This window comes from Streptomyces celluloflavus, assembly GCA_000720995.1.
Taxonomy (GTDB): Bacteria; Actinomycetota; Actinomycetes; order Streptomycetales; family Streptomycetaceae; genus Streptomyces; species Streptomyces celluloflavus.
On the sequence record JOEL01000008.1, the window covers coordinates 47,875 to 73,461 of the forward strand.

At 72.7% G+C, this 25,587-nt stretch carries 21 protein-coding genes; 7 read left to right on the top strand and 14 right to left on the bottom strand.

What is annotated here, in order from left to right; genetic code table 11:
• Positions 1–114: 114 nt before the first annotated feature.
• Entirely contained in the window at positions 115–1,449 is a 1,335-nt protein-coding gene (locus IH09_RS09585) for a carbohydrate kinase family protein (protein WP_240150886.1), read from the bottom strand.
• Between IH09_RS09585 and IH09_RS09590 the strand changes: the two genes are divergently transcribed.
• A complete protein-coding gene (locus IH09_RS09590; RefSeq protein ID WP_052855804.1) occupies positions 1,448–2,782 on the top strand; it encodes a family 4 glycosyl hydrolase in 1,335 nt (444 codons plus the stop codon). The two genes, IH09_RS09585 and IH09_RS09590, sit on opposite strands and share 2 nt — an antisense overlap.
• Positions 2,783–2,785: 3 nt before the next feature.
• Here IH09_RS09590 and IH09_RS09595 read toward each other — a convergent pair whose 3' ends face one another.
• The 3 genes from IH09_RS09595 to IH09_RS09605 all read right to left on the bottom strand — a co-directional run bounded on the left by IH09_RS09595 (position 2,786) and on the right by IH09_RS09605 (position 5,955).
• On the bottom strand, positions 2,786–3,415 hold the full coding sequence (locus IH09_RS09595; RefSeq protein WP_052855701.1) for an MBL fold metallo-hydrolase: 630 nt from the start codon (positions 3,413–3,415) through the stop codon (positions 2,786–2,788).
• Complete coding sequence (locus tag IH09_RS09600) at positions 3,415–4,500, bottom strand: S-(hydroxymethyl)mycothiol dehydrogenase (RefSeq protein WP_052855702.1); 1,086 nt, start codon at positions 4,498–4,500, stop codon at positions 3,415–3,417. Before IH09_RS09600 ends, IH09_RS09595 begins: the two co-directional genes overlap by 1 nt.
• Positions 4,501–4,620: 120 nt before the next feature.
• The gene (locus IH09_RS09605) at positions 4,621–5,955 is read right to left on the bottom strand and encodes an enolase C-terminal domain-like protein (protein ID WP_052855703.1); all 1,335 of its coding nucleotides are present in this window, start codon (positions 5,953–5,955) and stop codon (positions 4,621–4,623) included.
• Positions 5,956–6,174: 219 nt separating this feature from the next.
• On the opposite strand from IH09_RS09605, the gene IH09_RS09610 reads away from it, so the two are divergent.
• Positions 6,175–7,002 (top strand): HAD family acid phosphatase, encoded by an 828-nt coding sequence (locus IH09_RS09610; RefSeq protein ID WP_052855704.1) that lies wholly within the window; start codon positions 6,175–6,177, stop codon positions 7,000–7,002.
• 16 nt (positions 7,003–7,018) lie between these two features.
• On the opposite strand, the gene IH09_RS09615 is transcribed toward IH09_RS09610, so the two are convergent.
• Together IH09_RS09615 and IH09_RS09620 are read right to left on the bottom strand one after the other, a co-directional pair.
• On the bottom strand, positions 7,019–7,924 hold the full coding sequence (locus tag IH09_RS09615; RefSeq protein ID WP_052855805.1) for a ribonuclease Z: 906 nt from the start codon (positions 7,922–7,924) through the stop codon (positions 7,019–7,021).
• 10 nt (positions 7,925–7,934) lie between these two features.
• Positions 7,935–8,291 carry a histidine triad nucleotide-binding protein gene (locus tag IH09_RS09620; RefSeq protein WP_052855705.1) on the bottom strand — a complete coding sequence of 119 codons (357 nt, stop codon included), beginning with the start codon at positions 8,289–8,291 and terminating at the stop codon, positions 7,935–7,937.
• A 335-nt stretch (positions 8,292–8,626) separates the two neighbouring features.
• Here IH09_RS09620 and IH09_RS09625 point away from each other — a divergent pair, with 335 nt between their 5' ends.
• Positions 8,627–9,055 (top strand): OsmC family peroxiredoxin, encoded by a 429-nt coding sequence (locus IH09_RS09625; protein ID WP_052855706.1) that lies wholly within the window; start codon positions 8,627–8,629, stop codon positions 9,053–9,055.
• A 94-nt stretch (positions 9,056–9,149) separates the two neighbouring features.
• On the opposite strand, the gene IH09_RS09630 is transcribed toward IH09_RS09625, so the two are convergent.
• The 4 genes from IH09_RS09630 to hrcA form a co-directional block, all read right to left on the bottom strand.
• Complete coding sequence (locus tag IH09_RS09630; RefSeq protein ID WP_052855707.1) at positions 9,150–9,893, bottom strand: 16S rRNA (uracil(1498)-N(3))-methyltransferase; 744 nt, start codon at positions 9,891–9,893, stop codon at positions 9,150–9,152.
• A complete protein-coding gene (locus IH09_RS09635; RefSeq protein ID WP_052855708.1) occupies positions 9,890–10,987 on the bottom strand; it encodes a nitronate monooxygenase in 1,098 nt (365 codons plus the stop codon). Before IH09_RS09635 ends, IH09_RS09630 begins: the two co-directional genes overlap by 4 nt.
• Before the next feature lie 313 nt (positions 10,988–11,300).
• A complete protein-coding gene (gene dnaJ / locus IH09_RS09640) occupies positions 11,301–12,437 on the bottom strand; it encodes a molecular chaperone DnaJ (protein ID WP_052855709.1) in 1,137 nt (378 codons plus the stop codon).
• Complete coding sequence (gene hrcA, locus IH09_RS09645; RefSeq protein ID WP_052855710.1) at positions 12,438–13,454, bottom strand: heat-inducible transcriptional repressor HrcA; 1,017 nt, start codon at positions 13,452–13,454, stop codon at positions 12,438–12,440.
• Positions 13,455–13,660: 206 nt separating this feature from the next.
• Between hrcA and IH09_RS09650 the strand changes: the two genes are divergently transcribed.
• Positions 13,661–14,395, top strand: coding sequence for an MBL fold metallo-hydrolase (locus tag IH09_RS09650; protein ID WP_052855711.1), 735 nt, complete (start codon positions 13,661–13,663; stop codon positions 14,393–14,395).
• A gap of 58 nt (positions 14,396–14,453) precedes the next feature.
• A complete protein-coding gene (locus IH09_RS09655) occupies positions 14,454–15,284 on the top strand; it encodes a DUF3097 domain-containing protein (protein WP_052855712.1) in 831 nt (276 codons plus the stop codon).
• A 71-nt stretch (positions 15,285–15,355) separates the two neighbouring features.
• Here the strand turns inward: IH09_RS09655 and hemW are convergent, their stop codons facing one another.
• The 4 genes from hemW to lepA form a co-directional block, all read right to left on the bottom strand.
• Positions 15,356–16,588: a radical SAM family heme chaperone HemW gene (gene hemW, locus IH09_RS09660; RefSeq protein ID WP_052855806.1), complete on the bottom strand. Its 1,233-nt coding sequence runs from the start codon at positions 16,586–16,588 to the stop codon at positions 15,356–15,358.
• Between the two features lie 54 nt (positions 16,589–16,642).
• On the bottom strand, positions 16,643–18,715 hold the full coding sequence (locus IH09_RS09665) for a SpoIIE family protein phosphatase (RefSeq protein WP_110952180.1): 2,073 nt from the start codon (positions 18,713–18,715) through the stop codon (positions 16,643–16,645).
• A gap of 341 nt (positions 18,716–19,056) precedes the next feature.
• Positions 19,057–20,946, bottom strand: coding sequence for an AMP-binding protein (locus IH09_RS09670; protein WP_052855713.1), 1,890 nt, complete (start codon positions 20,944–20,946; stop codon positions 19,057–19,059).
• Positions 20,947–21,276: 330 nt separating this feature from the next.
• Positions 21,277–23,151 carry a translation elongation factor 4 gene (gene lepA / locus IH09_RS09675; protein ID WP_110952181.1) on the bottom strand — a complete coding sequence of 625 codons (1,875 nt, stop codon included), beginning with the start codon at positions 23,149–23,151 and terminating at the stop codon, positions 21,277–21,279.
• Positions 23,152–23,343: 192 nt separating this feature from the next.
• Here lepA and rpsT point away from each other — a divergent pair, with 192 nt between their 5' ends.
• Entirely contained in the window at positions 23,344–23,610 is a 267-nt protein-coding gene (gene rpsT, locus IH09_RS09680) for a 30S ribosomal protein S20 (protein ID WP_052855715.1), read from the top strand.
• Positions 23,611–24,072: 462 nt separating this feature from the next.
• Positions 24,073–24,990 carry a hypothetical protein gene (locus IH09_RS09685; protein ID WP_110952182.1) on the top strand — a complete coding sequence of 306 codons (918 nt, stop codon included), beginning with the start codon at positions 24,073–24,075 and terminating at the stop codon, positions 24,988–24,990.
• Positions 24,991–25,587 lie beyond the last annotated feature (597 nt).

Consider the following 25,587-nt stretch of genomic DNA (forward strand, 5'->3'; position numbering starts at 1 on the left):
CCTGGACTACCAAGAGTACGTCGGTGCACCGACAAGCCCGAGGGGTTTAACGCGCCCCGGACGACGCGCGGGCGCGGCACGGCGGAGCGCGGCGCGGGGCCCCCGCCCGGCCGCTCAGGCCGGCCGGCGGAAGCCGATCGTGGGGACGGCGCGGGCCAGCTGCGACGGCTGGTCGGCGGTGGGCAGGACGGTGTCCAGGAAGGCGTAGCGGTGGCGCAGCCGGGCCGCGGCGGCCGGTGTCGCCGGGGCGGCCGCGACGGCCGGGTCCTGGGCGCCGGGCAGCACCGAGGCCGCCGAGGTGGCCGGTCCCACCGGCAGCGGCGGGGCGGCGGGCGCCGCCGCCCCGCCGCCCGCCCGCCGCTCGAAGTCGCGTACCTGCTGCCACCAGCAGGCGATCTCGGCCCAGCCGGGTGCGGAGAGCGAGCCGCCGAACTCCTGGACGGACAGGGCGGCGGTCAGCCCCGCGAAGGACAGCCGGTCGGTGAGCGGCCAGCCGGCGAGGGTGCCGGTGATGAACCCGGCGACGAACACATCGCCCGCACCCGTCGGGTCCAGCTCCTCGACGGTGATGGCGGGCACCTCGGCGCTCTCGCCGGTCCTGCCGTCCACCGCGCAGGCGCCCTCCGCGCCCATGGTGACCACCGCGAGGGGCACCCGCTCCGCGAGCTTGCGGGCGGCCGCGCGCGGGCAGTCCGTGCGGGTGTAGCGCATCGCCTCCTCGGCGTTCGGCAGGAACGCCTCGCAGTGTTCGAGGCCGGCGAGATCGGCCGGATCCCAGCGGCCGGTGTCGTCCCAGCCGACGTCCGCGAAGATCCGGCTGCCGCGGCCGGCCGCGCAGCCCAGCCACTCCTCCCGGCGGCCGGGCACCAGCGAGGTGACGCAGGCGCGGGACGGCGGCGGGCAGCCCGGTGCGTGGCGGCTGTCGAAGGCGGCCTCGGACGGCGGCGCCTCATGGCCGTGCGAGACCATCGTGCGCTCGCCCTCGTACGCCATGGAGACGGTGACCGGGGAGTGCCAGCCGGGCACCGTACGCGACAGCGACAGGTCGATGCCCTCGCCCTGGGCGAGCGCGTCCCAGCAGTACTCGCCGTACATGTCGTCGCCGAACGCGGCGGCCAGCGAGGTGTGCAGGCCGAGCCTGGCCAGCGCGGTGGCCATGTTGGCGACGCCGCCGGGGCTGGAGCCCATCCCGCGGGCCCAGGACTCGGTGCCGCGGACCGGCGCGGTGTCCAGGCCGGTGAAGATGATGTCGAGGAAGACCGTGCCGGTGAGGAAGACGTCGGTGCGCGGATCGCCGTCGGCGCGCACCGCGGCCAGCGGGTCGAGCACCGGCGGCCCGGCACTCTGGCGCGTGGGCGGTGGTACGTCGCGTCTGCTCACCGTGCTGGCCCCTCTCGTTCCGGCCCGTGCCGCCAGTCTGCCCGATCTCTGCGATACGTTCCGCCCCATGAGGCTCACGATTCTCGGCGGTGGCGGATTCCGGGTGCCGCTGGTCTACCGCGCACTGCTGGACGACCCGGCACACTCCGTTTCCGAGGTGACGCTGTACGACACCGATCCGCTGCGGCTCAAGGTGATCACCGATGTCCTGGCCCGGCTGGCGCAGGACCACCCCGCGCCGGTGGCCGTACGGCTCGCGGACGATCTGGACACCGCGCTGACCGGTGCCGACTTCGTCTTCTCCGCGATCCGGGTGGGCGGCACCGCGGGGCGCGTCCGCGACGAGCGGATCCCGCTGTCCGAGGGCGTGCTCGGCCAGGAGACGGTGGGCGCCGGCGGTGTCCTGTACGGGCTGCGGACGATCCCGGTGGCGCGGCACCTCGCCGAGCGGGTCGCGGCCCGCGCGCCGGGGGCGTGGGTCATCAACTTCACCAACCCCGCGGGCATGGTCACCGAGGCGATGTCCCAGGTGCTGGGCGAGCGGGTCATCGGGATCTGCGATTCGCCGGTGGGGCTGGTGCGCCGGGCGGCCCGCGCGGCCGGCGCCGATCCGGCGGCCTTCGCGGACCCGCGGCGGCTGCGGTACGACTACGTGGGGCTCAACCATCTCGGCTGGCTGCGGTCGCTGACGGTGGACGGCACCGAACTGCTGCCGGGGCTGCTCGCGGACGACGCGGCGCTGGCCTCCTTCGAGGAGGGCCGGCTGTTCGGCGGGGAGTGGCTGCGCACGCTGGGCGCGCTGCCCAACGAGTATCTGCACTACTACTACTTCCGCCGGGAGACCCTGGACGCGCTGCGCGACACCGCGCGGACCCGGGGCGAGTTCCTCGACCGGCAGCAGGGCGGCTTCTTCGAACGGGCGGCGGCCGGTGACCCGGACGCGGCCCACGCGCTGTGGGAGCGGATCCGGCTGGAGCGCGAGGAGACGTACCTGGCGCACAGCCGGGAGGCGAGCGGGCGCTGGCAGCGCGACAGCGAGGATCTGGAGGGCGGCGGCTACGACCGGGTCGCGCTGGCCCTGATGCGGGCCCTCACGGACGGCCGGGGCACCCGGCTGATCCTGAACGTCCGCAACGGGACGACGGTGCCGCAGCTGGCGCCGGACGCGATCGTGGAGACGGTCTGCGAGGTGACCGCCGAGGGGGCCCGCCCGCTGCCGTGCGCACCGCTGCGCGAGGACCAGCTGGGGCTGATGCTGCAGATCAAGGCGGTCGAGCGGGCGACGGTGGCGGCGGCGACGGGGCAGGACCACACGGCGGCGCTGCGCGCGCTGGCGCTGCATCCGCTGGTGGACTCCCCCGCGGTGGCCGCCCGCATTCTGGCGCGGGCGGCCGCGGCGTAGCGGTCAGTGCCCGCGCCTGATCCATTCGTCCAGGTGCGGTGCCTCGTCGCCGATCGTCGTCGGATCGCCGTGGCCGGTGAGGACCTTCGTCTCCGGCGGCAGGGTCAGCAGCCGGTCGCGGATCGAGCCGACGATCGTCGGGAAGTCCGAGAAGGACCGGCCGGTGGCACCCGGGCCGCCCTGGAAGAGGGTGTCGCCGGTGAAGACCGCGCCGAGGGCGGGCGCGTGGAGGCAGACCGCGCCGGGCGCGTGGCCCGGGGTGTGCAGCACGGTCAGGTCCGTGCCGGCGATGGTCAGCACCTGCCCGTCGGCCAGCTCCGCGTCCGGTGCGGAGTCGGGGTGGGTCCGCTGCCACAGCGGCAGGTCGTCGGGGTGCAGGTGGATGGTGGCACCGGTACGGGCGGCCAGGGCCGGGGCGGCGTCGATGTGGTCGTTGTGCGCGTGGGTGCAGACGATCGCGCGCAGCCGCCGGCCGCCGAGGGCCGCGAGGATGGCCTCGGCGTCGTGGGCGGCGTCGATGACGATCGCGTCCTCGTCGTCGCCGACGATCCAGACGTTGTTGTCGACGTCCCAGGTGCCGCCGTCCAGCGAGAAGGTGCCGGAAGTGACGAGGCGGTCGATCCGGGCCGCCATCAGAGCTCCACCACCGAGCGCAGGACCTCGCCCGCGTGCATCCGCTCGAAGGCCCCCTCGACACCGTCGATGCCGATGGTCTCGGTGACGAACGCGCCGAGGTCGATCCGGCCCTGCTGGTGCAGGTCGATGAGCATCGGGAAGTCGCGGGACGGCAGGCAGTCGCCGTACCAGGAGGACTTGAGGGCGCCGCCGCGGCCGAAAACGTCCAGCAGCGGCAGCTCCAGGGTCATCTCCGGGGTCGGCACGCCGACGAGGACGACGGTGCCCGCCAGGTCGCGGGCGTAGAACGCCTGCTTGTACGTCTCCGGGCGGCCCACCGCGTCGATGACGACATCCGCGCCGAAGCCGCCGGTCAGCTCGCGGATCGCCTCGACGGCGTCGGTGGTGCGGGAGTTGACGGTGTGGGTGGCGCCCATCGTGCGGGCGGTCGTCAGCTTCCGGTCGTCGACGTCCACCGCGATGATCCTGGCCGCGCCGGCCAGCCGGGCGCCGACCACCGCCGCATCGCCCACCCCGCCGCAGCCGATGACCGCGACCGAGTCGCCACGGCCGACCGCGCCGGTGTTGATGGCGGCGCCGATGCCCGCCATCACACCGCAGCCCAGCAGCCCGGCGACGGCCGGCGAGACCTGCGGATCGACCTTGGTGCACTGGCCGGCGGCGACCAGCGTCTTGTCGGCGAAGGCGCCGATGCCGAGCGCCGGGCTCAGCTCCGTGCCGTCCGTCAGAGTCATCTTCTGCTTCGCGTTGTGCGTGTCGAAGCAGTACTGCGGGCGGCCGCGCAGACACGCCCGGCACTGCCCGCAGACCGCGCGCCAGTTGAGGACCACGAAGTCACCGGGGGCGACATCGGTGACCCCGGCGCCGACGGACTCCACGACACCGGCCGCCTCGTGCCCGAGCAGGAACGGGAAGTCGTCGTTGATGCCGCCCTGCTTGTAGTGCAGGTCGGTGTGGCACACCCCGCACGCCTGGATCTTCACCACGGCCTCGCCCGGACCCGGGTCCGGCACCAGGATCGTCTCCAGCCGGACCGGCTCGTTCTTCCCCGGCGCGATGACGCCGCGCACTTCCTGTGCCATGGGGACAGCCCCTCTCAAAGATCGCGTACGGGCCCCACTGTGGCGCACCGCCAGCAAACCGTGCCACACCGTACGCGTCCCGGGCGACACCGCCCGGGACCGCGGCCGCCCCCGGTCACGTCACCAGCGCGGCACGGCGGGGATGACCCAGCCGGGGTCGGCCACCCGCATGGCCGCGGCGTCGTCGCGGACGCGCTGGCCGCCGTCGTCGGCCAGCCAGCGGCGGTGCAGCGCGGCGAGCCGGTCGCGGTCGAGGGTGACGCCGAGGCCGGGGGCGTCGCTCACGTCCAGGTGTCCGTCGCGGAAGGCGAGCCGCTCGGTGAGGACGTCCTCGCGCTGCCAGGGGTAATGGGTGTCGCAGGCGTAGTCGAGGTGGGGGACGGTCGCGGCGACGTGCGTCATGGCGGCGAGGCTGATGCCCAGGTGGGTGTTGGAGTGCATGGACAGGCCGACGCCGAAGGTGCGGCAGACGGCGGCGAGTTCACGGGTGTTGCGCAGCCCGCCCCAGTAGTGGTGGTCGGCGAGGACTACCTGGACGGCGCCGCGGGTGAACGCCTCGGCGATCTCGTCGAAGGTGGTGACGCACATGTTGGTGGCCAGCGGCAGGTCCGTACCGGCGGCGACCTCGGCCATCCGCGCGGTGCCGCTCGCCGGGTCCTCCAGGTACTCCAGGACGTCCCGCAGCTCGTGCGCGACCTCCAGGGAGACCGGCACGCTCCAGGCGCCGTTGGGGTCCAGGCGCAGCGGCCGCCCGGGGAAGGCCGCCGCCAGCGCCCGGACCGCCGCGACCTCCCGCGCGGGCTCGTACACACCGCCCTTGAGCTTGAAGGACGTGAAACCGTAGGTGTCGGCGAAGCGGCGGGCCTGCGCGACGATGCCGGCCGGATCGAGCGCCGCGCCCCAGTCGTCGGGCTCCCCGCGGCCGCCCGGGTGCCGGGCCCAGCGGTAGAAGAGGTAGGCGCTGTACTCGACGCGGTCGCGGACCTTGCCGCCGAGCAGCGCGTGCACGGGCAGGCCGGTGGCGTGGCCCCAGGCGTCCAGGCAGGCGACCTCGAACCCGGAGAGCACCGAGAGCCGCAGCTTGTCGGCGGTGCGCACACCGCGCAGCCCGCCGGCGTCCACCGCGTCCGCGCCGGTGGCGGCCGGTGAGTCGCCGCAGACCCGGGCGGCGAGCGCGGGCAGTCCGTTCAGATCCGTGACCGGCCGGCCGATCATCGCCTCGGCCAGCGGGCGGGCCAGTTCGAGGTACTCGGTGTCGCCGTAGGTCTCGCCGAGGCCGGTGGCGCCGCCCGCGGTGACCACCTCGATGATCAGCCGGGGGGTCTGGGGCTGGTGGACGCCCTGGGTGTTCAGCAGGGGCGGGTCGGCGATGAGGACGGGGGTGAGCCGGACCTCGGTGAGGACGAGGTCCGCGGGGGCGGTGGGTGCGGCGGGGGTGGCACGGTCAGCCGTCATGGCGTCGCCTCATTCCTCATTCGTCCCGCTATGTAAATGGCGTCCACACATGGGAATGGAGGCTAGGGAGCGCGCGGCGCGCCCGTCAACACCCGCGACGGCACCGGCCGCCGCGCCCGGCCGCCAGCCTTTGCCAAGCGTTGAATCTGCGCGCGTAGATACCGATATGAGGCTCTGTTAAACCTACTTGGGTCCGTCTTTACCTCCCGAAGGAGCCGCATGCCCCTCCCCGCCCTCTCCCGACGTACCCGCCTCGGTGCCGCGGTGGTCACCGCCCTCGTCGCCGGTACGGCGGTGTTCGGCATCGGCCAGGCCACCGCGGAGCACTCCGTACCGCGCACCGACAAGGAGATCCCCAACCTGACCCTGGTGCAGGACCAGATCAAGGCGTACTACGGCGACAAGGTCACCGCCGACGGCGAGCACTACGCCTCGCCCGACAGCAACTACGGCCGCCAGGTCCGCGACATCGAGGCCAAGGCCCGTACCTACCTGACCAAGGCGCTCGCCAAGTACCGCGCACAGTCCGGCGCCCACAAGCCCGGCCACGGCGGCAAGCCCGTCAAGCCCGCCATCGTGCTCGACATGGACGACACCACCCTGCTCACCTACAACTACGAGCTCCAGGTCGGCTTCCACTTCACCGAGGCGAGCCAGGACAAGTACCTCGCCACCAAGGACATGGACGCGGTCTTCGGTATGGACCGGCTGGTCAACTGGGCGCACGACAAGGGCGCCGAGGTCTTCTTCCTCACCGGCCGCAAGGAGGCGCAGCGCGCCTGGAGCGTGCGCAACCTCAAGAACGTCGGCTACGACGTGCCGCTGGACCGCAAGCACGTCTACCTGAAGGACAAGGAGCACCCGCCCGCGTACCTGCCGTGCGGCGCCACCTGCTCGACGATCGGCTTCAAGTCGGGCACCCGCAAGCACATCGAGTCGCTCGGCTATGACATCGTCGCCAACTTCGGCGACCAGTACAGCGACCTCCAGGGCGGCGCCGGGGACCGGACGTTCAAGATGCCGAACCCGATGTACTACCTGCCGTAACGCGCGGGCCGGGCGCTCAGCGGCGCTTGGGCAGCGGCACGCGCATCAGGTCCTGGGCGATGGTGAGTTCGCCGGTGAAGCCCGCTGCGCGTGCCTGCCGCCCGAACTCCCCGGGGTCGTTGTAGCGCTGCGAGAAGTGCGTCAGCACGAGGTGCCGCACCCCCGCCCGCGCCGCCGCCTCAGCTGCCTGGCCGGCCGTCAGATGCCCGTGGTCCTCGGCGAGCCGGAGGTCCTCGTCCAGGAACGTCGACTCGATGACGAGCATGTCCGCCCCGTCCGCGAGGGCGTGCACCCCGTCGCAGAGCCGGGTGTCCATGACGAACGCGAACCGCTGGCCGGGCCGGAGCTCGCTCACCTCGTCGAGGCGGACACCGCGCAGTTCGCCCTCGCGCTGCAGCCGGCCGACGTCCGGGCCGGTGATCCCGCGCTCCGCCAGGAGGCCGGGCAGCATCCGCCGGGCGTCGGGCTCCACCAGGCGGTAGCCGTACGACTCGACGGGGTGCGAGAGCCGGTACGCCTCCAGGACGTAGGACGCCGTCCGGTCCAGCACGCTGTCGGCGGCGACCGGCCGCTGCGTCAGCCGGACCGTCTCGCGGTAGGCGGTGGAGTAGCGCAGCCGGTCGAAGAAGTGCTGTCCGCTCGCCGGATAGTGGGCGGTGACCGGATGCGGCACCCGGTCCAGGTTGATCCGCTGGATCACCCCGGCCAGGCCCAGCGAGTGGTCGCCGTGGAAGTGCGTGACGCAGATCCGGTTGAGGTCGTGCGCGGCGACCCCGGCGCGCAGCATCTGGCGCTGCGTCCCCTCGCCGGGGTCGAAGAGCAGCCCCTGGCCGTCCCAGCGCAGCAGATAGCCGTTGTGGTTGCGGTGCCGGGTGGGGACCTGACTCGCGGTGCCGAGGACGACCAGTTCGCGTACGGACAACTCGGCCCCGTCAGACCAGACGCTGGAGGTCGCGGCCGCCCAGCAGGTGCGCATGGGCGTGGAAGACGGTCTGCCCGGCGCCGGGCCCGGTGTTGAACACGATGCGGTACCCGGTCGTGTCGACCTTCTCCGCGGCGGCCACCACGCCCGCCTCGCGCAGCACGTCACCGGCGATGGCCGGTTCGGCGGCGGCCAGCTCCAGGGCGTTGGCGTAGTGGACCTTGGGGATCACCAGGATGTGGGTCGGCGCCTGGGGGTTGATGTCGCGGAAGGCGACGGTCGTCTCGGTCTCCCGGACGATGGTCGCCGGCACCTCCCCCGCCACGATCTTGCAGAACAGGCAGTCGGCCTGCGGTTCTCCCGCCACCGGTGGGCTCCTCCCGGGTCTTCGGCCGCCGCGTCGCGCCGGGCGGGCCGTATCGGACCGCGTCAGCGGCCGCGGCACGGATCGCGTCGGGGAGTACGCGGCATGCGCCGTACGCACCATGCGTACGGCCTCGGATGCTACCGGGCGCCCCCGGCCCGGCGCCGCGCGGACCGGTCCGCGAGCGGCGTACCGGGCCGAACCGGGTGGAACCGGACCGGCCGGTGGCCCCCGGTGACCCACCGCGCGGGTGGCCCGATCAGCCGGTCGCGGCGGCGCGGGGTCACTAAGCTGGGGCCCGCAGACCTCTTTCCGCCCACCACCAGGAGTTATGCACCATGGCAACCACGCGCACCGCCAAGACCCACTGGGAAGGCAACCTCATGGAGGGCAAGGGCACCGTCGCCCTGGAGTCCTCCAAGGTCGGTACGTACGACGTGAACTGGCCGGCCCGCGCGGAGCAGCCGAACGGCGTCACCAGCCCCGAGGAACTGATCGCCGCGGCCCACTCCTCCTGCTACTCCATGGCCTTCTCGCACGGCCTGGCGGGCAAGGGCCACACCGTCGAGGCCCTCGACACCCAGGCCGATGTCACCTTCCAGCCCGGTGAGGGCATCACCGCCATCGCCCTGACCGTCCGGGCCCGCGTCCCCGGCCTGTCCGAGGCGGACTTCCAGGCCGCCGCCCAGGACGCCAAGGCCAACTGCCCGGTGAGCCAGGCGCTGGCGGGCGTCAAGAACATCACGCTCGACGCCAAGCTGGTCTGAGCCGGCGCCGGGCGAACCGTCCCGGCAGTGAACGGCGGTGCGCCGGCGGTCCGTTGCGGACCGCCGGCGCACCGCTGTGTGCGCGGCCGGGCGGTCAGCTCCACCGTCCGGTGCGCCCCAGCAGCAGCGCCGTCGCGGCCGTACCGGCGGTGGAGGTGCGCAGCACGCTCCGGCCCAGGCGGTAGGGCCGGGCGCCGGCCGCGGCGAAGGCGGCCAGTTCCTCCGGGGAGACGCCGCCCTCGGGGCCGACGACGAGCACGATGGAGCCGCTCTCCGGGAGTCCGGCGGTGGCCAGCGGGGTGCTGCCCTCCTCGTGCAGGACGGCGGCGAAATCGGCCTCCGCGAGCAGCGCGGCGACCTGCTTGGTCGTCATCGGGTCCGCAACCTCGGGGAAGGTCAGCCGGCGCGACTGCTTGCCCGCCTCGCGGGCCGTCGCCCGCCATTTGGCGAGGGACTTGGCGGCCCGCTCGCCCTTCCACTGGGTGACGCAGCGCGCAGCCGCCCACGGGACGACGGCGTCCACCCCGGTCTCGGTCATCGTCTCGACGGCCAGCTCGCCCCGATCGCCCTTGGGGAGCGCCTGCACCACGGTGATCCGGGGTGTCCGGGGCGCCTCGCTGCGGACGTCCGTGACCGCGACCGTCAGCCGGTCCTTGCCCTCGACACCCGCGACGGTGCCGTAGGCGCCCGCGCCGCCGCCGTCCGTCAGCACGACCTCCTCGCCGGTCCGCAGCCGCCGCACCGACACCGCGTGCCGGCCCTCCGGCCCGTCCAGGGTCAGCGTGTCACCGGGCCGCACACCGACGAGCGAGCCGACGAGGAAGACCGGCGCCGTCACGACGCGTCCCCGGCCGCGGCGCCGCGGCTCAACGCGGTGCGCGCCGCGTCCAGTTCGGCCGCGAGCACCTCCACCAGCTGTCCGGCGGGCAGCTCCCGCGCCATCCGGTGGCCCTGCCCGGCCCACAGCGCCATGCCCTGCGCATCGCCCGCCTTCGCCGCGGCCTTGCGCAGACCGGAGGTGAGGTGGTGGACGTCGGGGTAGGCGGCGGGCGCGTACGGGCCGTGCTCGCGCAGGAAGCGGTTGGCCAGGCCGCGGGCCGGGCGCCCGGAGAACGCCCGGGTCAGCTCGGTGCGGGTGAACAGCGGGTTGGTCAGCGCCTCCTTGTGCAGGGTGTGGGCGCCCGACTCGGGGGTGGCCAGGAAGGCCGTGCCGAGCTGCGCCATGGTGGCACCGGCCGCCAGCGCGGCGGCGATCTGCGCACCGCGCATCAGTCCGCCCGCCGCGATGACCGGGATCTGCACGGCCTCGCGGACCTGCGTGATCAGCGAGAGCAGCCCGATACCGGCGCCGGTGCCGTCGGCCTGCGGATCGTCGCGGTGGGTGCCCTGGTGGCCGCCGGCCTCGACGCCCTGGACGCAGACCGCGTCCGCGCCGGACCGCTCCACGTCCTGCGCCTCGGCCACGGTGGTGGCGGAGACGATGGTGTACGTGCCGACCCTGTCGAACGCGTTGAGGACGGCGCGGGAGGGACAGCCGAAGTGGAAGGAGACCACCGGCACCGGATCCTCGCGCAGGATCGCCAGCTTGGCCTCGTACCCGTCGTCGCCGCAGCCGCTCGGGTCGATCTCGCCGAGCGGCGTCTCGTACCAGGCCGCTTCCCCGGCGAGCTGCTCGCGGTAGACCTCGACGGCCGCGAGGTCGGCGAGCGCGGGCTGCGGCATGAAGAGGTTCACACCGAAGGGCCGGTCGGTCAGCCCGCGCAGCTGTTTGATCTCCTGGTACATGCCGTCGGCGGTCTTGTAACCGGCGGCGAGGAAGCCGAGGCCGCCGGCTTCACTGACAGCGGCGGCGAGCTCCGGACGGGCAACGCCGCCCGCCATCGGGGCCTGCACGATCGGATAGCGGCAGAAATCGGTCAGCGCGGTGGACATGGCCACATCGTGTCACGCTCGCGACCCCGCCCCGAAACGGGTTCGCGCCGATTTCCGGGGCACTTCCCCGGAAACCGGCGCGGTCACATCCCGCCACGGGCCACCGCCCGTTGAACGCATCCTTCAGTAGAGAACAGCGCCTGCTGCCCCTGCTGGCAGTGCCCATCCGAGGGAGCAACCCCGGCCCCCCGGCACCACCCCGCGCCTACCGCCCGTTGAACGCATCCTTCAGGCGCGAGAACAGCCCTTGCTGTCCCGGCCGACAGTGCCCACCCGGGGGACCAACCCCCGGACCCCCGGCACCACCCCGCACCTACCGCCCGTTGAACGCATCCTTCAGCCGCGAGAACAACCCCTGCTGTCCCGGCTGAAACTGGCCCGTGGGGCGCTCTTCGCCGCGGAGCTTGGCCAGTCGGCGGAGGAGTTCCTCCTGCTCGGGATCGAGCTTGGCGGGGGTCAGCACCTCGACGTGGACGATGAGATCGCCGCGGCCACCGCCGCGCAAATGGGTCACCCCGCGCTGGTGCAGCGGGATCGACTGGCCGGACTGGGTACCGGGCCGTACATCGATCTCCTCGACCCCGTCCAGCGTCTCCAGCGGGCACTTGGTGCCCAGCGACGCCGCCGTCATCGGGATCGTGACCGTGCAGTGCAGATCGTCGCCGCGCCGCTGGAAGACCGGGTGCGGCAGCTCGTGGATCTCGACGTAGAGGTCGCCGGCGGGGCCGCCGCCGGGGCCGACCTCGCCCTCGCCCGCGAGCTGGATCCGGGTGCCGTTGTCGACACCGGCCGGGATCTTGACGGTGAGGGTGCGGCGGGAGCGGATGCGCCCGTCGCCCGCGCACTCCGGGCACGGCGTCGGCACGACGGTCCCGAAGCCCTGGCACTGGGGGCACGGCCGGGAGGTCATGACCTGGCCCAGGAAGGACCGGGTGACCTGCGAGACCTCACCGCGGCCGCGGCACATGTCACAGGTCTGCGCCGAGGTGCCGGGCGCCGCGCCCTCACCGCTGCACGTCGTGCAGACGACGGCGGTGTCGACCTGGATGTCCTTGGTCGTCCCGAAGGCCGCTTCGTTCAGCTCGATGTCGAGCCGGATCATGGCGTCCTGGCCGCGGCGCGTACGCGAGCGCGGTCCGCGCTGCGAGGCCGTGCCGAAGAACGCGTCCATGATGTCGGAAAAGTTGCCGAAGCCCGCGCCGAAGCCCGCGCCCGCGCCGCCGGCGCCCGACTGCGAGAGCGGGTCGCCGCCGAGGTCGTAGACCTGCTTCTTCTGCGGGTCCGACAGCACCTCGTAGGCGGCGTTGATCTCCTTGAACCGCTCCTGGGTCTTGGGATCCGGGTTCACATCCGGGTGCAGCTCGCGCGCCAGCCGACGGAATGCCTTCTTGATCTCGTCCTGCGAGGCATCGCGCCGAACGCCCAGGACCGCGTAGTAATCCGTGGCCACTTACGACTCCGCGAGGATCTGTCCGACGTAACGTGCCACTGCGCGTACCGCTCCCATCGTTCCGGGGTAGTCCATGCGGGTCGGTCCGACCACGCCGAGTTTGGCGACTGCCTCGTCGCCCGAACCGTAACCGACGGCGACGACCGAGGTGGACGTCAGACCCTCATGAGCATTCTCATGCCCGATTCTTACGGTCATGCCCGAGTCCTTGGCCTCCCCGAGCAGCTTGAGCAGCACCACATGCTCCTCAAGGGCTTCCAGCACCGGCCGGATGGTCAGTGGGAAATCGTGCCCGAAGCGCGTGAGATTGGCGGTTCCGCCGATCACCAGCCGCTCCTCGGTCTCCTCCACCAGAGTCTCCAGCAACACCGACAGCACTGTCGAGACCGTGCCGCGGTCCTCCTGCTCGAAGGAGTCCGGCAGTTCCTGCACCAACTGCGGCACATCCGCGAACCGGCGCCCCACGACACAGCTGTTGAGCCGCGCCCGCAGATCCGCGAGCGACGTCTCACCGAACGGCGCCGGGCAGTCGATCAAGCGCTGCTCGACCCGTCCGGTGTCCGTGATCAGTACGAGCATCAGCCGGGCCGGGGCCAGCGCCAGCAGCTCGACATGCCGGACCGTGGACCGCGTCAGGGACGGGTACTGCACGACCGCGACCTGCCGGGTCAGCTGCGCCAGCAGCCGTACCGTGCGCCCCACCACGTCGTCGAGGTCGACGGCGCCGTCGAGGAAGTTCTGGATCGCCCGCCGCTCCGGGCTGGACAGCGGCTTGACGCCGGCCAGCTTGTCGACGAACAGGCGATAGCCCTTGTCGGTCGGGATCCGCCCCGCGCTGGTGTGCGGCTGGGCGATGAACCCCTCGTCCTCCAGGGCCGCCATGTCGTTGCGGACCGTGGCCGGGGAGACGCCGAGCTGATGGCGCTGGGTCAGCGCCTTGGAGCCGACCGGCTCCTCCGTCCCGACGTAGTCCTGGACGATGGCGCGCAGCACTTCGAGCCTGCGTTCACTGAGCATCCCGCGCACCTCCAGTCCGGCTGTCCCGCCGCTTCTTCCACCTGGTCAACTGCCTGGCACTCAACCGAGCCGAGTGCCAATCCCTGAGCCAGTGTACGGCCGGGCAACCCGGTCACGGCAAGGGCAGCCTTCCCGATCACCGCCCCGAGGGCCGTGCCCGGCCGATCCGTCGCGCAACGCTATCGCGATACCGCTAGCGTCTCGGTATGCACACTGCTTGGGAAGAGGCTGGGTGGGAACGGCTCGGTGACGGTGTCGCCAGGCGCCGGATGCCCGGCTGGGACGAGACGATCGGCGTGGTCGCCGGATCGGCCGGGGTACTGATCATCGACACCGGTGCCACCCTCCGCGACGGCGCCGATCTGCGCCGCTCGATCCGCGGCGTACTGGGCCGGGACGTGACACATGTCGCGCTCACCCACCCGCATTTCGACCATGTGATGGGCACCGCCGCCTTCTCGGGCGTGCAGGTATTCGGCGCGGCCGGCCTGGACGAACTGCTCCGGCGCGAGCAGGACGGGCTGCGGCGGGACGCGGTCGGGCACGGTGTCGATCCGGTGGCCGCCGCGGAGGCCGCCGACATCCTGGTGAGCCCGCACCACCTCGTGCACGGCGAGCTGACCCTCGATCTCGGCGACCGGCAGGTGCTGCTCGCCAACGTCGGCCCCGGACACACCGCCCACGATCTGGCGGTCCTGGTGCCGGGGCGGCACGGCTCCCCCGAGATCGTCTTCTGCGGCGACCTCGTCGAGGAGTCCGGCGCACCGTCCGTGGGCCCGGACGCGCTGCCCCACCAGTGGCCCGCGGCGCTGGACCGGCTGCTGGCCCTGGGCGGCGAGGACGCGCGGTACGTACCGGGGCACGGCGCCGTGGTCGACGCCCGCTTCGTCCGCGACCAGCGCGCCGCGCTCGCCGCCCGCTTCGGCACCTCCCCCGGCTGACCGCCGCCCCTCTCCCTTGTCTCCCGTCACCCGGCCGTTTGTCACAGAACAGGTCCCCATGCAGAGCAAGCGCTACAGCACCGATCTCACCCCGTCCTGGAAGAAGCAGCGGCCCGCGCCCGAGGTGCCGGCCGAGCCCGATCTGGTGGTGGAGGAGGTCACCTCGGGCTTCTGCGGAGCCGTCATCCGCTGCGAGAAGACGGCCCAGGGGCCGACGGTCACCCTGGAGGACCGGTTCGGCAAACACCGGGTCTTCCCCATGGAGCCGCGCGGCTTCCTGCTGGAGGGCCGGGTCGTCACCCTCGTACGCCCGCAGGCCCGGCCCGCGGCGAGCGCCCCGGCCCGTACGGCGTCCGGTTCCGTCGCCGTCCCCGGGGCCCGCGCCCGCGTCGCGCGGGCCGGCCGTATCTATGTGGAGGGCCGCCACGACGCCGAGCTGGTGGAGCGCGTCTGGGGCGACGACCTCCGCATCGAGGGCGTCGTCGTGGAGTACCTGGAGGGCATCGACGACCTGCCGGCCATCGTGCGCGAGTTCTCACCCGGCCCCGACGCCCGCCTCGGGGTCCTCGTCGACCACCTGGTCCCCGGCTCGAAGGAGTCCCGGCTCGCCGCCGAGGTCACCGACGCCGACACCCTCGTCGTGGGCCATCCCTACATCGACGTCTGGGAGGCCGTGAAACCGTCCTCCGTCGGCATCCCCGGCTGGCCGGCGGTGCCGCGCGGCCAGGACTGGAAGACCGGCGTCTGCCGCGCCCTGGGCTGGCCCCCGAACACCGGCGCCGCCTGGCAGCGGATCCTGTCCTGCGTCCACTCGTACAAGGACGTCGAACCTGCGCTGCTGGGCCGGGTGGAGGAGCTGATCGACTTCGTCACGGCGCCGGCGGACTGACGGGCGGGGCACCGGGCGACGGAACCCGGGGCGCGGGCCGGCTCAGCCCCCGTCGCCCGGTCCGCCGGGTCTCAGTCCACCAGGTCTCTGACCACGGCGTCCGCCAACAGCCGTCCGCGCAGCGTCAGTACGGCGCGGCCGCGGTCGTAGGGGCCGGGCTCCAAGAGGCCGTCGGCCAGCGCGCGGGCGGCCGCGCGGGCGCCCGCCGGGGCGAGCAGGTCCAGCGGGCAGCCGTCGGCCAGCCGGAGTTCGAGCAGGATGCGCTCGACCCGGCGGTCCTCGTCGGCGAGGATCTCCCGGCCGGCGCCCGGGGAGCGGCCCTCGGCGAGGGCCTGGGCGTACGCGCCGGGGTGCTTGGCGTTCCACCAGCGCACGCCGCCGACGTGGCTGTGCGCGCCGGGGCCCGCGCCCCACCAGTCGGCGCCGGTCCAGTACAGCTCGTTGTGGCGGCACCGTCCGGCGGCCGAGGTGGCCCAGTTGGAGACCTCGTACCAGTGGAATCCGGCCGCCGTGAAGCGCTCCTCGGCGATGAGGTAGCGGTCGGCGTGCACATCGTCGTCGGTCATCGGGACCTCGCCGCGGCGGATCCGGCGGGCCAGCTGGGTGCCCTCCTCGACGATCAGCGCGTACGCGGAGACATGGTCGGGCCCGGCGCCGATCGCCGCGTCCAGGGACGCGCGCCAGTCGTCGTCGGTCTCGCCCGGTGTGCCGTAGATCAGATCCAGGTTGACGTGGTCGAAACCGGCGGCCCGCGCCTCGGCGACGCACGCCTCGGGGCGGCCCGGGGTGTGCGTCCGGTCCAGGATCTTCAGTACGTGCTGCCGGGCGCTCTGCATGCCGAAGGAGATCCGGTTGAAACCGGCCTCGCGCAGCTCGGCGAGGTAGCGGGGATCCACGGACTCCGGGTTGGCCTCGGTGGTGATCTCGGCGTCGGGTGCGAGGCCGAATTCCTCGCGGACGGCCGCCAGCATCCGGCCGAGATCGGCGGCGGGCAGCAGGGTCGGGGTGCCGCCGCCGACGAAGACCGTCTCGACCGGGCGGGGGTCGGCGCCGAGCACCTCGCGGGCCAGCCGGATCTCCGCCGCGACGGTGTCGGCGTAGTTGTCCCGGGAGGCCAGGGCGCCGCCGGAACCGCGCAGCTCGCTCGCGGTGTAGGTGTTGAAATCGCAGTAGCCGCAGCGGGTCGCGCAGTACGGCACGTGCAGATAGAAGCCGAGGGGCCGCCCGGCCGCCCCCGCCAGCGCATGACCGGGCAGCGCCCCGTCCTCGGGCATCGGCTCACCATCAGGCAGTGCGGAAGGCATGAGGACCATTGTCCGTCATGGGCGCGATTGCTCGGGACCGCCCGGCCCGGCCCCTCACTCCCGCGGCGCCGCCTGGAGCACCAGCATCGCCAGATCGTCGTCCGGCGGGGTCGGGCCGAAGGCGTGGACGGCGCGGTGGATGCGGTCCGCGGTGGCGTCGGCGGCCAGGCCGGTGCAGGCGGCGAGGGCGGTGGCCAGGCCGTCCTCGTCGTCGAACTGCCGGCGGCCCGAGCGGCGCTCGGTGACCCCGTCGGTCACGCACAGCAGCGTCTCGCCGGGCAGGAGGTCGAAGGACTCGCTCACATACGTCGCGTCCTCGACCACGCCCAGCAGCATCTGCGGCGCCGCCACGACCCGGACCGCCCCGTCCGTGCCGAGCACCAGCGGCAGCGGGTGGCCGGCGCTGGCGAGGGTGCAGCGGGCACCGCCCGAGCCGCCGCGGTAGGGCACGATCTCGCCGTAGAGGAGGGACAGGAAACGGGCCTGTTCGCCCTCGTCGCGGATCTCGACCGGCGCCTCCGCCCCCGCGCCGGCCGCCGCCACCGCCGCCGCGACCGCCGCGACGGAGTCGGCGGCCTCCCGCGCCATGGTCTTGTTCAGCCGGTCGAGCACCTCCGCGACACCGAAGCCGTCGCGCGCCAGCAGCCGCAGTACGGGACGGGCCAGGCCGGTCACCGCGGCCGCCTCGGGGCCGCTGCCGCAGACGTCGCCGAGGGCGAAGCACCAGCGGCCGTCGCCGGCCTCGAACAGGTCCCAGAAGTCGCCGCCCGCCCAGGCGCCCTCGCGCGGTTCGTAGACCACCGCCGACTCCACCCCCGGTACCCGCGCCCGGCCCCGGGGCAGCAGCCGGCGCTGGAGCACCTGGCTGATGCGCTCCTGCCGCCGGTAGGCGCGGGCGGTGGCGATGGCGCGGGCGACGCGGCGGCAGAGGTCCTCGATCAGACCGACCGCCTCGTCGGGGAACCACATCAGACCGGCCCGGCCCAGCATCAGCATGCCGAACCGGCGGCCGCCGGCCACCAGGGGGCAGGCCAGCGCGGCGCCGCCGGGTCCGTAGCCGCTCGGTTCCTGCGGCCAGGGCCAGGAGACCGCGGAGCCGTTGTTGGCCGAGCCGGTCACCGGGGCGCCGCGGCCCGCCATCACCGGTGGCTCCCGTTCCAGGGCCGTCCGCAGCGAGTCGATCCGGCTCTCGCAGGAGTGCCAGACACCGGCCAGCCGCTGCGCCTCGCCGTGGCCACCGCTGCCGTCGTACAGCCACACCGCGCACCAGTCGGCGAGCCGGGGCACGATCAGCTGGGCGGCGAGCGCGGCGACCTGGTCGGCGTCGAGCTGGCCGGAGAGCAGATCGGACGCCTCGGCGAGGAAGGACAGGGCGCCCGGGTTGATCCAGTCGGCGGCGGAGTGCCGCTGCGGGGTGGTCCTGCGCACCGCCGGGGCGAGCAACTCGGCGGCCCGCAGACCGCGTTGCAGCATCTGGTCGTCGAAGGAGACCTCCAGCTCCGGCCGGCCACCGCCGCCGGGGGCCGCCACCGCCAGCCGGAACCACACGGTCTTCACGGCGCGGCGGTAGGTGATGCCCCAGGATTCGGCGACGGCGCCGACCAACAGCAGCCCCAGGCCGCCACTTTCGGACAGCGAGGCGCCCTCGCGGCCGCGTACCGGGCGCGCCGGGTGGTGGTCGGAGACCTCGATGACGACGCCGGGGCGGCCTCTCCCGTCGGCGCCGTCCGGGCCGCCGCCGTCGGGGTCCGCGTCCGGTTCCGGGTCCGCCCCGGGGTCCAGCCGGCAGCGCAGCTCGACGGCGGTGCCGGCGTGCACCACGGCGTTCGTGACCAACTCGCTGACCAGCAGCACCGCTTCGTCCGCGAGCCGGCCGGCGAGGCCCTCGGTGCCGGGCAGCTCCTGGGCGGTCCAGTCGGCGAGCGCGCCCCGGACGAACTCCCGGGCGGTGGCGGCGGCCCGTGGGTCCCCGGGCAGGCTGATCCGCCGCGCGCCGCCGGGGACCGGGCCCGCGGCGGTGGCGGCGGCAGGGACACCGGACCGCGCGGCCACGGCACCGGGTCCCCCGCCGGCCGGCGGCCGCAGTGCTGCGATGTCGTGCCGTTGTGACGAAGTCGTCGTCCTCATTGAGCAGCTCCCGAGCAGCTCCGCTACAGCGCCGGATGCGCCGACAACAGAGTGACAGACTGAACGCGCCCATAAGCGACGAGTCACCGAAGTCGGTGGTCGGAACGGGTGGATTCGACGACGGCACCCCCGGAGCGAGGGGCTGTGCCCGGTGAAACCGGCAGGGATCGCCTCACCTGCGGCGGCCGTCAAGGCGGCGCGGGGACCGCCATGCGTACGGAAGACCGTACGTGCGCATGGCGGCGGGCGGACAGCGGTACGGAGCGGCGCGCGGCGGTAGGGAGCGGCGCACAACAGTGCGCGGTGGCGCGCCGCCGCGCCGCCGGCGTCCCGGGGGGCCGCTACGCCTCCCGCGCCCCCGCGTACATCTCGTCGAGCAGGTCCTTGAACGACCGCTCCACCACCGGTCGCTTGATCTTGAGGCTCGGGGTCACCTCGCCGTGCTCGATGTCCAGGTCGCGCGGCAGCAGCCGGAACTTGCGGATCCGCTGCCAGCGCTGCAACCCCTCGTTGACCTGCTCGACATAGCCGTCGATCAGCTCACGGGTCCGCTCGGCGGCGACGACCTCGGCGTACTCCATGCCCGCCAGTCCGTGTTCCTTCGCCCAGCCCAGGATCGCCGGCTCGTCGAGGGCGATCAGCGCGGTGCAGAAGTTCCGGTTGGCGCCGTGCACCAGCACATTGGAGACGAACGGACAGACCGCCTTGATCCGGCCCTCCACCTCCGCCGGTGCGATGTACTTCCCGCCCGAGGTCTTGATCAGGTCCTTCTTGCGGTCGGTGATCCGCAGAAAGCCGTCCGCGGACAGTTCGCCGATGTCGCCGGTGTGGAACCAGCCGTCCGGCTCCAGCACCTCGGCGGTCTTCTCCGGCAGACCGTGGTAGCCCTGCATGATGCCGGGGCCGCGCAGCAGGATCTCGCCGTCCTCGGCGATCCGTACCTCGGTGCCCGGGAGCGGTTTGCCGACGGTGCCGATGCGGTACGACGCCCCGGGGTTGACGAAGCTGGCGGCGCTGGACTCCGTGAGGCCGTAGCCCTCCAGGATGTGGATCCCGGCGCCCGAGAAGAAGTAGCCGATCTCCGGTGCGAGGGCGGCCGAACCGGAGACCGCCGCCCGCAGCCGGCCGCCGAAGGCGTCCCGCAGCTTGGCGTAGACGAGCGCGTCGGCGACCTTGTGCTGGGCGGCGAGCGCGAACGGCACCGAGGCGTTGCCGGTGTGGCGGAAGTTGTCCTGCGAGACCTTGGCGTACTCGCGGGCCACCCCGGCCGCCCACTGGAAGATCTTGTACTTCGCGCCGCCGCCCTCCCGGGCCTTGGCCACGACGCCGTTGTAGACCTTCTCGAAGATCCGCGGTACGGCCGCCATGTACGTGGGCCGGACGACCGGCAGATTCTCGATGATCTTGTCGACCCGGCCGTCCACGGCGATCACATGGCCGACCGAGATCTGCCCGGCGGTCAGCACCTTGCCGAAGACGTGCGCCAGCGGCAGCCAGAGATACTGCACGTCCTCCTTGGTGACCAGCCCCGTCCCCTGGATCGCCCGCGCCATGTACGACCAGCAGTCGTGCGGCAGCCGGACGCCCTTGGGGCGGCCGGTGGTCCCGGAGGTGTAGATCAGCGTCGCCAGCTGTTCCGCACGGAGCGCCGCGATCCGCTCGGTGACGCAGTCCGGGTGCTCCGCCAGATAGGCGGCGCCGCGCTTCTCCAGCTCGGCGAGCGAGAGCACCCAGCCCTCCGGGTCGTCCGCCGCGGGCCGGGCGTCCGCCTCGGCGATGACCACCACATGTGTCAGCTCGGGCAGCTCCGCGCGCCGTTCGCGGGCCTTGGCGAGCTGCGCGGCGTCCTCCGCGATCAGCACCCGGCTGCCGGAGTCGGCGAGGATGTAGGCGGTCTCCTCGGCGTTGGTGCTGGGGTAGACGGTGGTGGTGGCGGCACCGGAGCACAGCACGCCGAGGTCGGCGAGGATCCATTCGACGCGGGTGTTGGAGGCCAGCGCCACCCGCTCCTCGGGCCGTACGCCCAGCGCGATCAGACCGGCCGCGGTGGCGAAGACCCGCTCGGCCGCCGCCGCCCACGTCAGCACCCGCCAGTCGTCCGGGCCCTGGCCGGCGGCGGCCGGGACCGGATAGCGGTACGCCTCACCGTCGGGCGTGGCCTCGACCCGCTCCAGGAAGATGGCCGCCACCGAGGGTGGCCGGCTTTCGATCAGCGTGTGGGTGTCCGTCACGGCATCCTCCGGGGCCCGCTTCGTTGCTGGTGACTCGCGAGTAACCTATGCGCAGAGATCAGACTAGAGCCCGTCACGCCACCGCGTAAGGGCCTGCGGCCGACGGGTTCGCGATGCGGCCGGGGCGGTAGATGTACGCGCCATACACCTCGTCCGCCGGAGCGCCGCACCCGCCGGCGTACCTGAGACGCGAGCCGCAGCCGGTGGCCGCGGGCCAGGCCAGGCGGGTGAAGGCGGCGGGGCGCCGGCCCCCATGGGAACCGGCGCCCCGCCGTCGGCACGGCGGAACATCTGCCCGCCGCCTCCGCCTCCGCCTCTCGTGCTTCTCCGCTACTTCTTCGCCTTGGAGTCGCCGTCGGAGTCCGAGGACAGCACCGCGATGAATGCCTCCTGCGGCACCTCCACGCTGCCGACCATCTTCATCCGCTTCTTGCCTTCCTTCTGCTTCTCCAGCAGCTTCCGCTTACGGGAGATGTCGCCGCCGTAGCACTTGGCGAGGACGTCCTTGCGGATGGCGCGGACCGTTTCCCGGGCGATGACCCGGCTGCCGATGGCGGCCTGGATCGGCACCTCGAAGTTCTGCCGCGGGATCAGCTCGCGCAGCTTGGCGACGAGGCGGACACCGTAGGCGTACGCCTTGTCCTTGTGGGTGATCGCGGAGAACGCGTCGACCTTGTCGCCGTGCAGCAGGATGTCGACCTTGACCAGGTCGGACGTCTGCTCACCGGTGGGCTCGTAGTCCAGCGAGGCGTAGCCGCGGGTCTTGGACTTGAGCTGGTCGAAGAAGTCGAAGACGACCTCGGCGAGCGGCAGGGTGTAGCGGATCTCGACGCGGTCCTCGGAGAGGTAGTCCATACCGAGCAGCGCACCGCGGCGGTTCTGGCACAGCTCCATGATCGCGCCGATGAACTCGCTCGGCGCCAGGATCGTGCCCCGGACGACCGGCTCGTGGACCTGGTCGATCTTGCCGGTCGGGAACTCGCTGGGGTTGGTGACGATGTGCTCGGCACCGTCCTCCATGTCCACGCGGTAGACCACGTTGGGCGCGGTGGCGATCAGATCGAGGCCGAACTCGCGCTCCAGGCGCTCGCGGATGACCTCCAGATGCAGCAGGCCCAGGAAGCCGACGCGGAAACCGAAGCCGAGGGCGGCGGAGGTCTCCGGCTCGTAGACCAGGGCGGCGTCGTTGAGCTGGAGCTTGTCCAGCGCCTCGCGCAGCTCCGGGTAGTCCGAGCCGTCCAGCGGATACAGACCCGAGAACACCATCGGCTTGGGGTCCTTGTAGCCGCCGAGCGCCTCGGTCGCGCCGTTGCTGAGCTGGGTGATCGTGTCGCCGACCTTGGACTGCCGGACGTCCTTCACACCCGTGATCAGATAGCCCACCTCGCCGACGGACAGACCGTCGGCGGACTTCATCTCGGGCGAGTTGGTGCCGATCTCCAGCAGCTCGTGCGCGGCGCCGGTGGACATCATCCGGATCCGCTCGCGCTTGCGCAGCGTCCCGTCGACGACCTTCACGTACGTCACGACACCGCGGTACGCGTCGTAGACGGAGTCGAAGATCATCGCGCGGGCGGGCGCGTCCTTGACGCCGACCGGGGCCGGGACCTCGCGGACCACCTTGTTCAGCAGCTCGGGCACGCCGACGCCGGTCTTCGCGGACACCTTCAGAACGTCCGCCGGGTCGCAGCCGACCAGGTTCGCCAGCTCGGCGGCGAACTTCTCGGGCTGTGCGGCCGGCAGGTCGATCTTGTTGAGGACGGGGATGATCGTGAGGTCGTTCTCCATCGCCAGGTAGAGGTTGGCGAGGGTCTGGGCCTCGATGCCCTGGGCGGCGTCGACGAGGAGGATGCAGCCCTCGCACGCGGCGAGCGAGCGGGAGACCTCGTAGGTGAAGTCGACGTGGCCCGGGGTGTCGATCATGTTGAGGATGTGGGTGGTGCCACTTTTCTCCTCGCCCTCGGAGGGCGCCCAGGGCAACCGGACCGCCTGGGACTTGATCGTGATGCCACGCTCGCGCTCGATGTCCATGCGGTCGAGGTACTGCGCGCGCATCTGCCGCTGGTCGACGACACCGGTGAGCTGGAGCATCCGGTCGGCGAGCGTCGACTTGCCGTGGTCGATGTGCGCGATGATGCAGAAGTTACGGAGGAGAGCCGGGTCGGTACGGCTCGGCTCCGGCACGTTCGTAGGGGTCGCGGGCACGCAGGGTCCATTCAGTGAACGCGGGTAGGCGGGACAAGGGTGTGACGTCTCCGCCCATGGTCCCATGAGCGGCGGGCTTGGTCCGGTTTGGGACGCCCGAGGCGCTGCTGGTAGCCTGGTCCACTGCGCTTCGTGACCCTCAGGGGTACGCGGCGCAACTCGAAACTCCAACGAACCTGAAAAGGCTCTTTCGTGGCGAACATCAAGTCCCAGATGAAGCGGATCAAGACCAACGAGAAGGCTCGGCAGCGCAACAAGGCTGTCAAGTCCGCTCTGAAGACCGCGATCCGTCGCACCCGCGAGGCCGTGGAGGCCGGTGACGTCCAGAAGGCCGCCGCCGCCCAGGCCGTCGCTGCCAAGTCGCTCGACAAGGCCGTCAGCAAGGGTGTCATCCACAAGAACGCCGCCGCCAACAAGAAGTCGGCGCTGGCCAAGAAGGTTGCCGGCCTCCAGGGCTGATCTCACCTTCTTCTACCGCACCACCCTGCCGCCAGGGACTCAGCGGCCCCTCTCTCCGCTCCCTGAACGGTGCACCACCGCGCCGCACACGGCCTGCGTTCGCCACGCGGGTGCGGCGCACCCGGCTCGACCGGCGTAATCCGCCGAAGGAGCCCGAACGCTTGACACGAAGGCCCCGCCTCCGCCCTTCCTTAGGGCGAGCGGGGCCTTTGTCATGGGCGGGCTCTGTCATGGGCGGGCATCGGCGCGACGCTTGCCGGGGGGCTCGGGACGGGGGCTTCCTCGGGGCTCGGTCCCCGCCTCGGGGCGGGGCGCTCGCGAGGCGGGGCCCTGCGTCACAGGGCGGTGCCCTCGTCACGGGACATTGCCCTCGTCACGGGGCGGCCCGCGCCTTCGCGTCGCCGCCGGGCAGGTAGCCACCTCCGAGGGTCCGTTCCCCGCACGATCCGCTACGCTGCGTCCATGTCAATACCGGGGGATCAGAACAATCCTTACGCACAGCCACAGCCGCAGCCGCAGCCCAATCCTTACGGCCAGATGCCGCCCGTGCCGCCGAATCCGGTGCCCGCGCCCCAGAACCTGGCACCCGCACCACTGAACCCGTACGGACAGCCGGCCCCGCCCCAGCCCCCCGGCGGATACGGCTATCCGGCGCCGGGCCTGCCGCCCATGGGAGCGCCGGGCGCTCCGGGCGGTACCGGCCGGGGCGTATCCGGATGGCTGTGGGCGCTCGGCGGTGTGGTCGCCGCCTCGGCGATCTGGGCGTCCGTGATGTTCGCCACCGGCGGCTTCTCCGCCGGGTCCGGCCCCGACCTCGCCGGCTACGCCTACACGGACGATCTGTGCGCGGCCACCTCCATGACGCCCTTCACCGACGCGCACTACAAGCCGACGCAGAACACCGGTACGGCCGCGAAGGACCCCAATCCGCAGCACAGCGGTGCGCAGCAGACGTCCATGGACACCATGTGGTGCAACATCGGGCTGACGCAGGAGGGCGCGAGCACCACCGGCTACTCCTCGACCTGGGTCTACAACGCCGTCACCCTGCACAAGAAGGCCGACCCCGCACCGGAGTTCGCGGACATATACCGCTCGTACGAGAAGCAGGGGATGTCGGTCGGCTACAAGGTCGACCAGGTCCAGGGCCTCGGCGACGAGGCGTACCTGGTGACCCGTAACGACGCGGGCAGCACCACCGGCTCGTATGTGATCCTCGCCGTCCGGGTCGGCGGGCTGACGTATCAGTCGACGTGGTCGAGCTACTCCACCAGCACCGCCACGACCAAGCAGCCGACCAGCGACGAGGTGACGCAGATGCTGAAGTCCAGCGCGTCGGAAACGCTCAAGCACCTCCAGCGGGGTGGCGGGGGGCGGTAGCGGCGGGGAGCGGTAACGGCGGGGCGCCGGTGGCGGGTGTGCGGTACGGGTACGGCGGTCGGACAGCGGGTGCCAACCGGGCCGGCGAGGGCCGACGAGTGTCACCGGCCGTCGGGTGTGCGGTGCGGCTTGGAGGGTGCTTTCCGGCTGGTGCCGGCGTCCGGCGTGGCGGCCGGGGCCAGGCCGGTGGTCGGAGTTGTGGGTGGGGCCGGGGTTGTGGCCGGTGGTCGGGGTTGCGGGTGGGGCCGGGCTCGACGTGTCCCGGCCCGCAGCATGCCCCACGGATGTGTCGCCGCTGGTTGAGGCCGTGCTCATCCCACTTGACCGGGGTCCCGCGGTGTCGGTACCTCGACGTCGTGGGCGACTCCCGTACGGCTGGGCTGGGCGGCCGTACGGGGGCGATCCGCACTCGATCCCCGCCGACATCGAGACGACCGCACGTTCTGGAGATCGCCTCAAGTGTGCGGCCGAGGACAGCTGGCGCCGTGCGCGCCCGGCGGCGAGACCGGTGGGTGAACAGGGGTGACGTGCAGCCGCCGGTCAGACGGACGTGTCAACGCAGAAGCGATACCCGGCACCTCGCACCTGAACCGGCGA